Genomic DNA, 15,218 nt, shown 5'->3' on the forward strand with positions numbered 1-15,218 from the left:
CGCTGACGACTACGCGCCGGTTTGTTCGGCGAGCCGGCCGATGTACCAGGCCGAGAATTTTTCGACGAGACCTTCGGTGTACGGCGAGTACGGGCCCGGTTCGTACGCACTGCTGGTCGCGCCGCGCTGCGAGAATTCGACGAGCGCGCGATCCTGGTCGTTGGTCGCGTTCCACACCGCCGTGAGGTTCTTCACGTCGTAGTCGATGCCTTCCTTCGCGTCCTTGTGCACGAGCCACTTCGTGCGCACGAGCGTCTTGCCGGCCGACAGCGGGATCACCGAGAACGTCACGATGTGATCGCTCATGAAGTGGTGCCACGAGTTCGGCTGCGTCCAGAACGACAGCCCGCCGAGGTCGGCCTTGTCGAAGCCGCCGAGCAGCTTCTTCGACGCGACCTTCGCATCGAGCGTCTGCGATTCGCCGTGACGGTCGAGCGGCAGGCGCTGCGTGCGGAAACCCGTCACGTCGAGCAGCTTTTCGATTTCGGCGGACGGCAGGCCAATCTCGGCCCACTCCTTGCCGCGCCGCACGCACGTTTCGGCGAAGGCGTCCATGCCTTCGGCGTTCGCGTCGGAGCGCTGGTAGCCGAAGCCGTATTCGTACAGCGAGATCGTCAGCTCCGGATGGTTCGCGACGCAGTGATAGCACTCGCGGTTGTTCTCCATCGTGAGCTTCCAGTTGCCTTCCTCGATGATGTCGATCTGCGCGGCGATCTTCGTGCTCGGCAGGTCGTGCGGCAGCAGGTACGGCTCCATCTCGGCGCGCATCTGCGCGAAATCGACCGGCGGCTCGTCGGCGAGGCAGATGAAGATCAGGCCCGCGAGGTTCTCGACGTGCACCGACTTCAGGCTGTGCTTGCAGCGGTCGAACTTCTCGCCCATGTGCTCGGCGAACATCAGCTGGCCCGTCAGGTTGTACGTCCAGCTGTGGTACGGGCACACGATGTTGCCGACCGAGCCCTTGTCTTCGTTGCACAGGCGCGCGCCGCGGTGACGGCACACGTTGTGGAACGCACGGATCGCCATGTCGTCGTCGCGCACGATCAGGATCGAATCGTTGCCCAGCTCCACGGTCACGTAATCGCCCGGCTCGGGAACGTCCGGTTCGATCGCCACCTGGATCCAGTGCTGGCGGAAAATCGCCTCCATGTCGAGCGCGAAGATGTCCTCGCTCGTGTAGAACGGCGCTTCGAGGCTGTGGCCTTCCTTGCGGCGTTCGATCAGTGCACGAATGTCTGCCGATACTTTCATCGTTTGCTCCGGATTCCTTGCATCCCTGGGTTGCTTGCCGACAGGCATCAAAATCAGTAGTCGATGAGCTGATGCTCGCGCAAATACGCGAGGATCACTTGTGCTTTTTCGACCGAACTCCCTTCATTTACGACGTTGCCGCCACGGCTCTCGGTCGTCGTCGCGGACAGCATCCGGGCATGCCCGGAGCGCTTCTCGGCGGCGACCAGCTTTACGGGTTTACGCTCGACCGGGCCGACCGTCCACGCGGCCGCATCGGCATCCGCGCCGGGCGCCGCGAGCGCCGGCCGGATCGCGCCGGCGCGCAGCCGCGCATACGCATAGCGCGGCTCGACGCCGGCGAGCGGGTGCACGGCGACGACGGCCGGCAGCGCCGCGTCGACACGCCGCCGCAGCCCTTTCGGCAAAAATTGCCGGACCGCCGCGCGGCCGTCTTCGACCGTCACGTCGACGGCCGAGCCGACGAGCGGATAGCCGAGCGCCGCGGCGATGCGATACGGCAGCATCCCGGTGTCGTACGCGCCCTCGGCGCGCGTACCGGTCAGCACGAGGTCGTAACCTTCGACGCGCGCGGCGAGCGCGTGCACGGCATCGTCGCCGTCGCGGCAGGCCAGCACCTCGACCTCCCGCGCGCCAAGCGCCAGATACTCGGCCAGCGCCGCATTCGCGGGGTCGCCGGCATGGATCACGTCGAGCGTCGCGCGATGCTTCTCGGCGAGCTGGCGGCCGGTTTCGAGCGCGGCCGCATCGTTACGGCTGTAGCGCGCGACGCCGCTGACCGGATGCCGGCCGACGGACACGAGCACCGCGATGCGTTGCAATGAGCGGGGGGCGTTCATGCGGCGACTCCTTCGGGTTCACGGTTATCGACCGCGGCCGGCGATTCGCCGCGCGCGGCCTGGACCTGTTCGATCAGCGCGGCGATCGTCGCCTGCGCGTCGCCGACCACCGTCAGGTTCGCGCGCTTCGCGATCGGCGCGCTGCCGTCGAGGTTCACCGCGATCACGTGGCGGCAGTCCTTGATCCCCTGCAAATGCTGCACCGCGCCCGAGATGCCGAACGCGATGTACACGCTCGCCTCGACCGTCTTGCCGGTCGCGCCGACCTGCTTGTCGCGCGTGAAGTGGCCGTTGTCGACCGCGACGCGGCTCGCGCCGATCGCCGCGCCGAACACGCCGGCCAGCCGCTCGAATGCGCCGATGTCGGACACGCCGTTGCCGGCCGACACGATGAAATCGGCTTCCTCGAGCGCGACCTGGGCCGCGTCGATTTCGTCGAGACCGAGATCGCGGTACGGCTGCGCGGCGTCATGCGCCGGGCGGATGAAATCGGCCGCCACGCGCTCGCCCGCGCCGACGAACGGCAGCTTCGCGTCCACCGCGTTCTGCGCGAGCAGGATCACCTCGGGCAGCGCGCGGGTCGCGAACGCGCGCCCGGCCTGGGCATACGTACCCACGTGCTTCGCGTCGATTTCGACGACGTGGGTCGCGACGCTCGCGCCGGCGGCCGCCGCGTAACGCCGGCCGAGGTCGCCGTCGCCCGTCGCGTTGTCAGGCACGAACACGTGTTTCGGCGCGAGCGCGGCAACACACGCCTGCAACGCTTGCAGTTCGCTTTCGGGATCGAACGCACGGCGATCGAAGCCGGTCAGCTCGAGCAGCTTGTCGACGCCGAGTTCGGCCACGTCGTCCTTGAGCTCGCCGAACGCGAGCAGCGCGACTTCCGTCTGCGCATCGGCGAGCACCGCGGCGGCGGCAATCGCCTGCCGCGAATGGTCGTCGAGCGCGCCGCGTTCGCTGTGCGCGACCACCAGCATTACGTGCTTCGGGCCCTGCAGCGCGCGGCGCGGCTTCGCGGCCGCGGCGCCATGACCGTGCGCGGACCACTGCGCGGCGTTCGCATCGGCGCTGCCTTCCTCGCCGAGCGTGATGCGCTTCAGGCCGGCGGCCGTGATGATGAACGGCCGGCGCGGATCGATTCGTTTGATCGTATTCATCGATTCACTCCAGCGAGGCGGCGACGAGTTCGGCGACGTCGAGCACGTCGGGGCGCGGGCCCACGACGCCTTCGAGCATGGCCGTGCAGTTCGGGCACGCAACCGCGACCACGTCGGCACCGATCGTGCGTGCGTCGGCGATGCGGATGTCCGGGATGCGCTGCTTGCCGGGGATGTCGGTCAGCGGCGCGCCGCCGCCACCACCGCAGCAGCGGCCGCGCATGCCGTTGCGCTCCATCTCGACGACCTGGATGCCGATCGTCTTCAGCAGCTTGCGCGGCGCTTCCGTCTCGCCGTTGTAGCGGCCGAGGTAGCACGGGTCGTGATACGTGGTGCGCTTCTCCTGCAGCGCGTCGACCGCCTTCGGCGCGATCTTGCCGCTCTCGGCCAGTTCGGCCAGATAGGTCGTGTGATGCTTGACCGTCACGCGCAGCCCGAGCGCGCGGTATTCGTTGCGCAGGCTGTGCATCACGTGCGGGTCGGCCGTCACGATCTGCTTGTACGACAGCGTGCCGAGCGTGCCGATCAGGCGCTTCGCCATCTGCTGGAACGTCGCTTCGTCGCCGAGCCGGCGCGCGACGTCGCCCGTGTCGGTCTCGGTCGGGCCGAGCACCGCGTAATCGACGCCCGCCTTGTTCAGCACCTTCACGAACGCGCGCAGCGTGCGCTGGTAGCGCATGTCGAACGCGCCTTCGCCCGCGACGAACAGCACGTCGACCGGCTTGCCGGGTTGCGCGACCGGGGCGCTCAGGTCGACCGACCAGTCGTAGCGCGCGGCCGTGTCGTAGCCGCCCATCGTGCCGGTCTCGCGCAGGTTCGCGAGCACTTCCTGGCCCTTGCCCGGCACGGTGCCGTGCACGAGCGTGCGGTTGCGGCGCATGTCGACGATCGCGTCGACGTGCTCGATCAGCATCGGGCATTCCTGCACGCATGCGCGGCAGGTCGTGCACGACCACAGCGTCTGCTCCTCGATCAGGCCCGACACGATCGGGCCGTTCGGCTCGCCTCGATGCTGGCCGACCGGAATGCCCGGCGACGGGCTGCCCGCGTACGCCGCGTCGGTGCCGCCGGCCATCCCGACGACGAGATCCTGGATCAGCTTCTTCGGGTTCAGCGGCTGGCCCGACGCGAACGCCGGGCACGCGGCTTCGCACTTGCCGCACTGCACGCATGCGTCGAAGCTCAGCAACTGGTTCCAGCGGAATTCGACCGGCTTCGCGACGCCGTACTCCTGATGCTCGATGTCCGGCAGCTTCAGCGCGGTCGGCGGCGTGGCCGTGCCGTTGCCGGTGAAGGATTCGCGCGTGGCCGCGAAACGCTCCTGGCGCGGGTGGAACGCGAGGTGCAGCAGCCCGGCGATCGCATGCTTCATCGGGCCGCCCTTCGCGGCGCCGACCGTCATCGTGAACGCACCGACGCCGATCAGCAGCGCGCAGAGCACCGCGAACGCACCCGACATCGCGCCGGTCGGCACCAGCATGAACAGCACGAGGCCGAGCGCGAACGAACCGAGCAGCCAGGGCAGCGTATTCCACGGGCCGCGCGACAGGCGCGCCGGCACGTTCTTCGCCGCGCGGCGGCGCCACACGAACACCGCGCCGACCAGCATCGCGAGCGCCGCGAGGAAGATCAGCTTGTCGAGCCACGGCGAGTAGATCGCGAGGCCATAGTTGACGAACACCAGCGCGAGCGCGCCGATCGCACCGCCGGCGGTCGCGACGTGGGTCTTCGCGATGTACGGATCGCGGGCGACCACGTGGTGCAGGTCGACGAAATAACGCTTCGGAATCGCGAACAGGTTCGCGACGCCGAACGAGCCGGGCGCGGTGGCGCGGCCCAGACGCCAGTAGGACGAGCGCTTCGCGACCGCGAACGCGAGCCCCGCCACCGACAGCCACAACAGGGCGGTAATGAGGAAGGACGGGTTCATCTTTTAGAAATCCTTCACGAGACGCAGCGAGTCGTAGATCGCACCGTGGACGTTGTGCATCGAGATGCAGTCGCCGACACGGAACAGCAGGAAGCGGCCGTTGCCGAGTTCTTCCGACAGGCACGGCTGCGGCTCGGCCGCGAACAGTGTGTGCGGATCGATCTGGCCGCGGTTCACCGATTCCGGCTTGAGCTTCCAGTACAGTTCGTCGTTCGGCGACGAGCCGTTCTCGATCACCACCTGGTCGACCGCGCGCTCTTCCAGTTCTTCCGTGTACTCGTTGCGCAGCACGGCGATCATCTTGCCGTTCTCTTCATAGACGCGATCGAGCATCGTGTTCGGCGTCGGGATCACGCCGAACGCGTACAGGCGCCGATAGAAGATCGGGAACGTCGTGCCGCCGCAGTCGTCGGCGACCTTCACGTCCGGCGTGACGACCTCGACCTTCGAGCCGCGGCTCGCCATGAAGTCGGCCACGCCGGCGCCCGCATGCGTGCTCACGCCGTCGAACAGCAGCACGTTCTGCTTCGGCTCGACCTTGCCGGTGAGGATGTCCCACGAGCTGACGGCGAGGCCTTCGGCCACGCCCCACGCCGGCACCTGCCACGTGAAGCTCGACCCGCCGGTGGCGAGCACGACGATGTCCGGCTTCTCGGCCATAATCATCTTCTCGTCGGCGGCCACGCCGAGACGCCGATCGACGCCCAGACGCTTCGTTTCCATGTCGAACCAGCGGATGATCCCCGACATCTGCTCGCGCTGCGGCGCCTTCGCGGCGATCATCACCTGGCCGCCCACTTCCGCGTTCTTCTCGAACAGCACGACGTCGTGGCCGCGCAACTTCGCGACACGCGCGGCCTCGAGGCCCGCGGGGCCGGCGCCGACCACCACGACCTTGCGCTTCGGGCCGCGCGACTTCTCGATGATGTGCGGCATCGTCGCCTCGCGCGACGTCGCCGCGTTCTGGATGCACAGCACGTCGAGGCCGTTGTACTGGCGGTCGATGCAGTAGTTCGCGCCGACGCACTGCTTGATTTCGTCCTCGCGGCCGTCGCGGATCTTGATCACCATGTGCGGATCGGCGATCTGCGCGCGCGTCATGCCGACCAGGTCGATCATCCCGTTCGCGAGCAGGCGCTCGGCCTGGCCCGCATCGCGGATGCTCTGCGCGTGCATCACCGGAATCTTCACGACCGACTTGATGCCGGCCGCGAGGTGCACGAACGGCTCCGGCGGCAACGCCATCGGCGGCATGCAGTTCGCGATCGTGTTGTGCGTATCGCCGCCCGAGCCGACCACGCTCAGGTAGTCGATCAGGCCGGTTTCCGACATCGCCTGCGCGATCTCCTTCAGCGCTTCGTGATCGAGGCCGTCTTCGTGGAATTCGTCGCCGCACATGCGCAGGCCGACGCAGAAATCCTTGCCGACCGCCTCGCGCACGGCCGTCAGCACTTCGATGCCGAAGCGCAGGCGATTTTCGAGGCTGCCGCCCCATTCGTCGGTGCGGTGGTTCGAACGCTTGCTCCAGAACTGGTCGATCAGGTGCTGGTGCGCGGCGGAGATTTCGATGCCGTCCATGCCGGCCGCCTTCACGCGCTTCGCGGCCGCCGCGAAATCGCCGATGATGCGGCGGATTTCCTCGATCTCGATGATCTTCGCGTTGCCGCGGTGCACGGGTTCGCGCACGCCCGACGGCGACATCAGGTGCGGCCAGTGCTCGCCGTGGAACGACGAGCGGCGGCCCATGTGCGTCGCCTGGATCATGATCTTCGCGCCGTGCTTGTGCATCGTGTCGGCCAGGCGCGTGAGCGGATCGATGATCTTGTCGGTCGACAGGTTCACCGATTTCCACCAGCCTTGCGGGCTGTCGATCGATACCGGGCTCGACCCGCCGCAGATGGCCAGGCCGACGCCACCCTTCGCCTTTTCCTCGTAGTAGCGGATATAGCGGTCGCCCGGCAGGCCGCCCGGCTCGGCATACACCTCCGCGTGCGCGGTGCTGACGATCCGGTTGCGCAGCGTCAGCTGGTTCAGCTGCATGGGTTTGAACAGGTGGGGATAACGCATCGCTGGCGACCTCTGGCGTTCGAATGTCTCGTGTTGCGGGTGTTGTTCGGCTTCAGTGAATCAATGCGTCAGTGCGCGATCGGCGACACTTCGAAGATGCAGTGGTCGTGATGCTCGGCCGCGCACTGCACTTCCTTCGAGTACGCGCGCGGCGCGCCCTTGCCTTCCGGCGTCGTGTCGTTGACCCAGTCCATCGCGCCCGCGAACCAGCCCGCGAACATGTAGCAGAGCTTGCCTTCCTTGCCCGGCTGCTGAAGCACGAACGACGAGTGGCGCAGTTCGATCTTCGCGCGGGCGCTCGCCGGGTCGGCCTCGATGATCGAGAACAGGCCCCAGCCGCGCTGCGACAGACGCTTCAGGTAGTGCTCGAACACGGCCATGCCGGTCAGGCCGTGCAGCTTGGCTTCCTTGTCGCACCAGTGGTAGGCGGATTTGTAGCCGGCCTTGTAGAGGATCTCGGCATATGCGTCGACGCCGAGCGCTTCCTCGACGGCGACGTGGTTGTTCGTGAAGAAGTGGCGCGGCACGTACAGCATCGGCAGCGCGTCGGTGGTCCAGACGCCGGTATCGGGATCGACGTTGATCGGCAGTTGCGGTTGCATCGTGGTGACTCCGTGAGGAAAGTGGCCGCGCGGCTCAGTGCGCAGGCGCGACATCGTCCGCGTGCCCGCGCGGCAAGCGCTGGCACGGCCCGATTTTTTTATGTTGAAACGACGGTAGCGGTTCGGCTCGTCGGGCGCTTACGCGCCCCACACGTCCTTGAACACGCGCACCCAGTTCTCGCCCATGATCTTGCGGATGCGCGACTCGCTCCAGCCGTGGCGTTCCATCGCGGCCGTCAGGTTCGGGAATTCGCCGATCGTGCGGATGCCGTCCGGGTTGATCACCTTGCCGAAGTTCGTCAGCTGGCGATAACGGCCCTTGTCATGCGTCAGCATGTCGAAGAACTCCTTCGCGAAATCCTGCGTGAAGTCCGTGCCGATGCCGACCGCGTCTTCGCCGATCAGGTTCACGACGTAGTCGATCGCCTCGATGTAGTCGTCGATGTTCGCTTCGATGCCGCGCTTCAGGAACGGCGCGAACATCGTCACGCCGACGAAGCCGCCCGCATCGGCGATCTCCTTCAGCTGCGCGTCGCTCTTGTTGCGCGGATGTTCCTTCAGGCCCGACGGCAGGCAGTGCGAGTAGCACACCGGCTTCTTCGAGAACGCGATCGCTTCCGACGACGTGTTGCCGCCCACGTGCGACAGGTCGACCATGATGCCGACGCGGTTCATCTCGGTGATCACTTCTCGGCCGAAGTCCGACAGGCCGCCGTCGCGCTCGTAGCAGCCCGTGCCGACCAGGTTCTGCGTGTTGTAGCAAAGCTGCACGACGCGCACGCCCATGTCGGCGAACGCCTCGATGTAGCCGAGGTTGTCTTCGAACGCATGCGCGTTCTGGAAGCCGAGGATGATCCCGGTCTTGCCTTCCTTCTTCGCGCGGAAGATGTCGTCCGTCGTGCGCACGAGCGTCAGCAGCTCGCCGTTGTCGCGGATCTTCTTCTTCATCACGCCGATGTTGTCGACGGTCTTGGTGAAGTTCTCCCACACCGATACCGTGCAGTTCGCGGCCGTGATGCCGCCCTTTCGCATGTCCTCGAACACCGGCTTCTCGAACTTCGAGATGTTCAGTCCGTCGATGATGATGCTGTCCTGATGCAGCGTGCTCATATCTGCTCTCGCTCGTGTGACTGTTCTTGTGGGGTCGATCAGTAGATCGGGAAGCGCTCGCAGAGCGCGAAGATCTCGCGGCGCACGCGCTGTTCGGTTGCGGGGTCGCCTTCCGGATTCGCGCGCAGCGCGTCGAACACTTCGAGGATCAGGCGGCCGATCTCGCGGAACTCCGCGACGCCGAAGCCGCGCGTCGTGCCGGCCGGCGTGCCGAGGCGAATGCCCGACGTGACGGTCGGCTTCTCGGTGTCGAACGGAATGCCGTTCTTGTTGCAGGTGATGCCAGCGCGTTCCAGCGCCTGCTCGACCGGCGCGCCCTTCAGGCCCTTCGGGCGCAGGTCGACCAGCAGCAGGTGGTTGTCGGTGCCGCCCGTGACGAGATCGACGCCGCCGGCCTTCAGCACTTCGCCGAGCGCCTGCGCGTTCGCGAGCACGCTGTCGATGTAGGTCTTGAAATCCGCATGCAGCACTTCGCCGAACGCGACGGCCTTGCCGGCGATCACGTGCATCAGCGGACCGCCCTGCAGGCCGGGGAACACGGCCGAGTTGATCTTCTTCGCGATGTCTTCATCGTTGGTCAGCACGAAGCCGCCGCGCGGGCCGCGCAGCGTCTTGTGCGTGGTCGACGTGACGACGTGCGCGTGCTCGACCGGGTTCGCGTGGCGGCCCGCGGCGATCACGCCCGCGATGTGCGCCATGTCGACCATCAGCTTCGCGCCGACGCTGTCGGCGATCGCGCGAAAGCGTGCGAAGTCGAGCGCGCGCGGGTAAGCCGAGAAGCCGGCGATGATGAGGTTCGGCTTGTGCTCGTGGGCGAGCGCCTCGACCTGGTCGTAGTCGATGCGCAGCGTGTCGCGGTTCACGCCGTACTGGACCGCGTTGAACCACTTGCCCGACAGCGCCGGCTTCGCGCCGTGCGTCAGGTGGCCGCCCGCGTCGAGCGACATGCCGAGCACCGTGTCGCCCGGCTTGGCGAGCGCGAGCATCACCGAGCCGTTCGCCTGTGCGCCGGAATGCGGCTGCACGTTCGCATAGCCGGCGTTGAAAATCTGCTTCACGCGTTCGATCGCGAGCGCCTCGACTTCATCGGCGAATTCGCAGCCGCCGTAATAGCGCTTGCCGGGATAGCCTTCCGCATACTTGTTGGTCAGTACCGAGCCCTGCGCCTCGAGCACGGCACGCGACACGATGTTTTCCGACGCGATCAGCTCGACTTGCGACTGCTGACGCTCGAGTTCCTTCAGGATGGCGCTGCGCACCGGCGCGTCGCGCTCGGCAAGGGTCTGCGAGAAGAAAGGCTGAGTGTTCGACATAGTGCGTCCGTGACGAAGAATAAAGGGCTGCAACCGAAGCTCGAGGCCCGCCGTGCCTGGGTTTCCCACTCGCCCAGTGCAAGGCTGCCGACGGCTCTATTCTTGTCGTTCGGATTTTCGGCGGATTGATGAATTTAGACGCGTTCTTTGCCTTTTCCGCCATGCGCGTCCGTTTTGTACAAGTGACCGGTCGTGCTTTTCTGGATGACCGCCCGAAACGGTGTCGCTGATTCACCTATGGACACGCACACCGGCAGTGCGTTTGCCGCACGTTCGCGTGCGGCGTCTCCCGGATACGGTGCAGTGCAGCAACGGCCCGATGCCCAGACAACGTATGGAGCTAGGGTTTAGCCGTATGGCACGCTTGTTGCACTCGCTCACACAATACCGTAGCCCGATCCGTGCCCCGGGCCAAAAAGCTATTAGAGATTCAAGGAACGCTCCCCATGTCGCCCGACCGCACAGCGTCGCTGTCCCACTTCGCGTTCATGCCTTTACCGAACTTCACGATGATCGCGTTCACCAATGCGATCGAGGTGCTTCGGATGGCGAACTACCTGAGCGGCCAGCCGCTCTATCGCTGGTCGGTGATCAGCCCGGACGGCGGCCCGGTCATGGCGAGCAACGGCCTCACGGTCGACACGGGGCCGGCCGAATGCGTGGGGCAACCCGACATCGTTTTCGTGTGCGGCGGCGTCGACGTGCAGCGCGCGACCACGCCCGCCCATCTGTCGACGCTGCGTCGCTTCGCGCGCATGGGGCTCTCGCTCGGCAGCCTGTGCACGGGCACCTATGCACTCGCGAAGTCGGGGCTGCTCGCGGGCTACGCGTGCGCGATCCACTGGGAGAACATGTCCGCGCTGAAGGAAGAGTTTCCGGACACGCGCTTCCTGAAGGAACTGTTCGTGATCGACCGCGACCGCATCACGTGCACGGGCGGCGTCGCGCCGCTCGACATGATGCTGAACCTGATCGCCGCGCGCGTCGGCACCGCGCGCGTCACGCAGATCGCCGAGCAGTTCATCGTCGAACACGTGCGCGACACGAGCGCGCAGCAGCGCATGCCGCTCGTCGCGCGCCTCGGCTCGGCGAACAAGTCGCTGTTCGAAGTGATCTCGCTGATGGAGAACAACATCGAGGAGCCGCTGTCGCGCGAGGAACTCGCACGGCTCGCGAACATGTCGCAGCGGCAATTGCAACGCCTTTTCCGCGAGCACCTCGGGATGACGCCGACGCACTACTACCTGACACTGCGGCTGCGTCGTGCGCGCGAGCTGCTGCTGCAGACCGACATGTCGATCATGCATATCACGATGGCGTGCGGCTTCCAGTCGGCATGCCATTTCAGCAAGAGCTATCGCGATGCGTTCGGCGTCGCGCCGACGCGCGAGCGCCGCAAGCAGGTAGCGCCGCTCGCGCAGGGTGCGGCGGGTGCGGGGGCGGCGTTTCCGGCGCATGTGCTGCATGCGTGAGGCAGGCGCTGTGCAGTAGGAAGCATGCCGAGCGGCCGCGAAGGCCTGATCGAAAACGCCAGGCGGATTTTTCAGCCTTTCGACGCGATGCTTTCGCGCCGCTTCAACTGACGGCATTACCGTTGTAATCGCCGACTTTCCTCTTCCCGGTCTGCTCGAGCTACAAGCGTCACGTCGCCTACATAGAGCTGATAACCGCCCGCCGTCGTCGACGAGAAGAACAGGTAGTTCGTACCACTGACGGGCGCCGGGTCCGAGTTATTGAGCATGCAGTCGTTGAGCGCCAGCGCGCTCGGCGTCGAGGCCGGGTCGGCCGTCTTCGCATAGATCAGATCCGCCCCGCCGCTGTCCTTCCAGCGCGCGTAGTACACCATGCCGTCCGCGCGCTTCCGACGGATACCGAAGTGTTCGCACCGCGCGGCGGGTATTTCCTGCGGATCGAACTGCCGCCGCACATGGATGCGACGCACCTGTTCGGCGAGGCGATGGAAAACGGCGTGAGCATCGCGCCGGGCCGATCTTTTCCGCGACCGGCGGTTTCCGCCGTTATTTGCGGCTCAATTACGGACGACCGTGGACACCGCCCGTCGAGCGTGCGCTGGAGACGCTCGGTATGCTCGCGGCACGGCGGCTGGTACGAAGCGTGCGGAGCGCGACGCGCGACTTACGCCTTGCGTTTCGCGTGCGAACGACCAAGAATGAAGCGGCAGGCAGCCGCGGACGAACGGGTTTCACGCGTCCGATGTTATGGAGAATCACTTGAACACCGCATGCGAACGACCGCCGATGTGTAGCCCGACGATAGCGTCCGCCGGCCGCTGACATGCGCGTCCTGCCCAACCGCAGCGTCCGCGCGCGCGATGCCTGGCGTTCCGTGCTGAATGCACGCGCCGAATCGCGGCACGCGACGTGCTGCCGCTGCCGCGAATGCGGCTTCGTGGCGTTCCGCGCACTCGAGCACTGCCCCGTCTGCGGCCAGTGGAACTGGCCGTTCGAGCCGATCGACCGCACACCGGCCGACGCACGCGCCGCACATGCGCCGCGCTCGTTTCACACGTGGTCGTCGCGCGTCGCCCGCGCGCTGCGCAATGCGGCTTTCCAGCGGCCGCGGGCGTCGAGCGCGCCGATCCTGAGCATCCTCACGCTCGTGCTGCTGGTCGGCGGCTACGTGGCGGTCGACCAGACCTGCAAGGCCGATCCCGTTTGTCGCGGATCCGGTGCGCCGGCCGCCGTCGCGACCGAAGCCGGGCTGCCGCCCGCGTCGAACGATCCATTCCTGCCGGTCGTACCCGCCCCCGTCTACCCGTTTCATTCGCCTGATCAAACGCAAGTGGCGGCCAGTCCACAACAGAGCACCCCGCTCGCCGGCAAACCCGCTCGCCCGACGGCGGTTGCACGAGCCGCGCCGTCGTTGCGCACACCTGACCGGACGCGCGCCGGCGCAGTCCGCGTGGCCAACTGGAAAGGCAGCCGCGATACCGCGCACCGCACGCGCCCGATTCGCCGCGTCAGCCTGCACACCGGGCACACACGTCGCGCCGCGGCCAGCAACGCTCAAATTGCGCAACTCTATCGCGGCCACTGAGCGTGACGCGGGCCCACGCCCGACGATCCGCTTTTCCCGACCGCCTTTCATAAAACGGCGTGGGTGAAGTGACCGGCCACACGCGGATCCCGGCCGCGCGGCGGTGAACGATTTGGCAACGGGCGACGATCATCGCCGCCATTCCGCGCGATCGTGATCGGCGGTCGCCGCGCTGCCGTGCCGCCACCTTCGCTCCCGCCACGAAAAACGGGCGGCCCGTTGCCGGCGCCGCCCGTTTTCGCGTCACGCGTCGCGCGCGTCGAACGCTAGCGCATCACGCCGCCAGCAACCCGTGCGGGTCGATGACGAATTTGCGCGGCGCACCGCCGTCGAACTTCTTGTAGCCTTCGGGCGCCTGGTCGAGCGAGATCACTTCGACGTTGACGATCTTCGCGATCGGCAGCCGGTCGAACAGGATCGCCTGCATCAGGTTGCGGTTGTACTTCAACACCGGCGTCTGGCCCGTGAAGAACGAATGCGACTTCGCCCAGCCGAGGCCGAAGCGGATGCTCAGGCTGCCGTGCTGCGCCGCCTTGTCCTTCGCGCCCGGATCGTCCGTCACGTACAGGCCCGGGATGCCGATCGCGCCGGCCGGGCGCGTGATTTCCATCAGCGAGTTCAGCACCGTCGCGGGCGCTTCCTCCGAATGGCCCGACGACCCGTGACCGTGTGCCTCGAAGCCGACGCAGTCGACCGCGCAGTCGATCTCGGGCACGCCGAGGATCTGCTCGATCTGCTCGCCGAGTGACGCGTCCTTCGACAGGTCGACCGTCTCGAACCCCATTGCGCGTGCATGGGCCAGGCGTTCCGCGTTCATGTCGCCGACGATCGTCACGGCCGCGCCGAGCAGGCGTGCCGATGCGGCCGCCGCCATCCCGACCGGGCCCGCGCCCGCGATATAGACCGTCGAACCAGGCTTCACGCCCGCGCTCACCGCGCCGTGATAACCGGTCGGCAGAATGTCGGACAGGCAGGTCAGGTCGCGGATCTTCGCCATCGCCTGGTCGCGGTCCGGGAATTTCAGCAGGTTGAAATCGGCATACGGCACGAGCACGTACTCGGCCTGGCCGCCGATCCAGCCGCCCATGTCGACGTAGCCGTACGCGCCGCCGGCACGCGACGGGTTGACGTTCAGGCACACGCCCGTATGCGTGTCCTTGCACATCGCGCAGCGGCCGCATGCGACGTTGAACGGCACCGACACGAGATCGCCGAGTTTCAGCGTCTCGACGTCGCGGCCCACTTCGACCACTTCGCCGGTGATCTCGTGACCGAGCACGAGGCCGACCGGCGCGGTCGTTCGGCCGCGCACCATGTGCTGGTCGGAGCCGCAGATGTTCGTGCTGACCACTTTCAGGATCACACCGTGGCCGATCGCGCGGCCGCTCGGGTCGACCATCTTCGGATAATCGATTTTCTGGACTTCGACCTGGCCCGGCCCAAGATAGACGACACCTCGATTGCTGCTCATCGTATTGTCTCCATGTCTCGTTGGATGGCGCCGCGGCGCGCCGGCGCCATGCGGCGCACGCGCAACGTGCTGTTCGAGAGTAGTCCGGGAGGCAGGGGCGCCGATGTCTCAAACGCGACATGCGTTTGATCGGCGCCGACATCGATGGCGGAAATACGAAAGTCAGGCGGGAAACTACCGGGCGCGAGACGCATCGGGGTCGGACCGGCCCTCGCGGCCGGCCCTGCGCGACAGCAGCCGCTACCCGCCCTGATTCTCGCGGATGATCGCGGCGGCCGCCGCTTCCGCATCGCTCGCGACGCCGTCGTGCACGCGCGTGCTGACGGCCGGCGTCGGCGGCTCGCTGTCGAGCGCGTGACCGTTGCGGTCGTGCGTGTCGACCGTCGCGCGCATCGAGAGCCCGACACGCAGCGGATGCGCG

The 15,218-nt window shown here is 66.8% G+C and carries 11 protein-coding genes and 3 pseudogenes; 3 read left to right on the plus strand and 11 right to left on the minus strand.

What is annotated here, in order from left to right:
• Nucleotides 1-9: 9 nt before the first annotated feature.
• The 8 genes from QZM72_RS13215 to QZM72_RS13250 form a co-directional block, all read right to left on the minus strand.
• On the minus strand, nucleotides 10-1,251 hold the full coding sequence (locus QZM72_RS13215; RefSeq protein ID WP_089470398.1) for an SRPBCC family protein: 1,242 nt from the start codon (nucleotides 1,249-1,251) through the stop codon (nucleotides 10-12).
• Nucleotides 1,252-1,304: 53 nt separating this feature from the next.
• The gene (locus QZM72_RS13220) at nucleotides 1,305-2,090 is read right to left on the minus strand and encodes an electron transfer flavoprotein subunit beta/FixA family protein (RefSeq protein WP_089470399.1); all 786 of its coding nucleotides are present in this window, start codon (nucleotides 2,088-2,090) and stop codon (nucleotides 1,305-1,307) included.
• Nucleotides 2,087-3,247, minus strand: a complete 1,161-nt coding sequence (locus QZM72_RS13225) for an electron transfer flavoprotein subunit alpha/FixB family protein (RefSeq protein ID WP_089470400.1) — start codon at nucleotides 3,245-3,247, stop codon at nucleotides 2,087-2,089. Before QZM72_RS13225 ends, QZM72_RS13220 begins: the two co-directional genes overlap by 4 nt.
• 4 nt (nucleotides 3,248-3,251) lie before the next feature.
• Nucleotides 3,252-5,177 carry a (Fe-S)-binding protein gene (locus QZM72_RS13230; RefSeq protein WP_089470401.1) on the minus strand — a complete coding sequence of 642 codons (1,926 nt, stop codon included), beginning with the start codon at nucleotides 5,175-5,177 and terminating at the stop codon, nucleotides 3,252-3,254.
• Nucleotides 5,178-5,180: 3 nt separating this feature from the next.
• Nucleotides 5,181-7,244: an NADH:flavin oxidoreductase gene (locus QZM72_RS13235; protein WP_006488987.1), complete on the minus strand. Its 2,064-nt coding sequence runs from the start codon at nucleotides 7,242-7,244 to the stop codon at nucleotides 5,181-5,183.
• 68 nt (nucleotides 7,245-7,312) lie between these two features.
• Complete coding sequence (locus tag QZM72_RS13240; RefSeq protein ID WP_050012296.1) at nucleotides 7,313-7,846, minus strand: DUF5943 domain-containing protein; 534 nt, start codon at nucleotides 7,844-7,846, stop codon at nucleotides 7,313-7,315.
• A gap of 138 nt (nucleotides 7,847-7,984) precedes the next feature.
• Complete coding sequence (locus QZM72_RS13245; protein ID WP_006480656.1) at nucleotides 7,985-8,956, minus strand: dipeptidase; 972 nt, start codon at nucleotides 8,954-8,956, stop codon at nucleotides 7,985-7,987.
• Nucleotides 8,957-8,994: 38 nt separating this feature from the next.
• Complete coding sequence (locus tag QZM72_RS13250) at nucleotides 8,995-10,269, minus strand: serine hydroxymethyltransferase (protein WP_089436937.1); 1,275 nt, start codon at nucleotides 10,267-10,269, stop codon at nucleotides 8,995-8,997.
• Nucleotides 10,270-10,715: 446 nt separating this feature from the next.
• Here QZM72_RS13250 and QZM72_RS13255 point away from each other — a divergent pair, with 446 nt between their 5' ends.
• Nucleotides 10,716-11,741, plus strand: a complete 1,026-nt coding sequence (locus QZM72_RS13255) for a GlxA family transcriptional regulator (protein ID WP_089470403.1) — start codon at nucleotides 10,716-10,718, stop codon at nucleotides 11,739-11,741.
• Nucleotides 11,742-11,908: 167 nt separating this feature from the next.
• On the opposite strand, the pseudogene QZM72_RS13260 reads toward QZM72_RS13255, so the two are convergent.
• A pseudogene (locus tag QZM72_RS13260) lies at nucleotides 11,909-12,127 on the minus strand (hypothetical protein); the annotation flags it as partial.
• Between QZM72_RS13260 and QZM72_RS13265 the strand changes: the two are divergent.
• Together QZM72_RS13265 and QZM72_RS13270 are read left to right on the plus strand one after the other, a co-directional pair.
• Nucleotides 12,098-12,372: pseudogene (locus tag QZM72_RS13265) on the plus strand (PLP-dependent aminotransferase family protein); the annotation flags it as partial. The pseudogenes QZM72_RS13260 and QZM72_RS13265 overlap by 30 nt on opposite strands.
• 192 nt (nucleotides 12,373-12,564) lie before the next feature.
• On the plus strand, nucleotides 12,565-13,326 hold the full coding sequence (locus QZM72_RS13270) for a hypothetical protein (RefSeq protein ID WP_301738322.1): 762 nt from the start codon (nucleotides 12,565-12,567) through the stop codon (nucleotides 13,324-13,326).
• 274 nt (nucleotides 13,327-13,600) lie between these two features.
• Here the strand turns inward: QZM72_RS13270 and fdhA are convergent, their stop codons facing one another.
• On the minus strand, nucleotides 13,601-14,797 hold the full coding sequence (fdhA, locus tag QZM72_RS13275; RefSeq protein ID WP_011547090.1) for a formaldehyde dehydrogenase, glutathione-independent: 1,197 nt from the start codon (nucleotides 14,795-14,797) through the stop codon (nucleotides 13,601-13,603).
• A gap of 240 nt (nucleotides 14,798-15,037) precedes the next feature.
• Nucleotides 15,038-15,218, minus strand: a pseudogene (locus QZM72_RS13280) (hemolysin secretion protein D); the annotation flags it as partial.

It is taken from the genome of Burkholderia sp. AU45388 (assembly GCF_030481585.1).
GTDB classification, from domain to species: Bacteria; Pseudomonadota; Gammaproteobacteria; order Burkholderiales; family Burkholderiaceae; genus Burkholderia; species Burkholderia sola.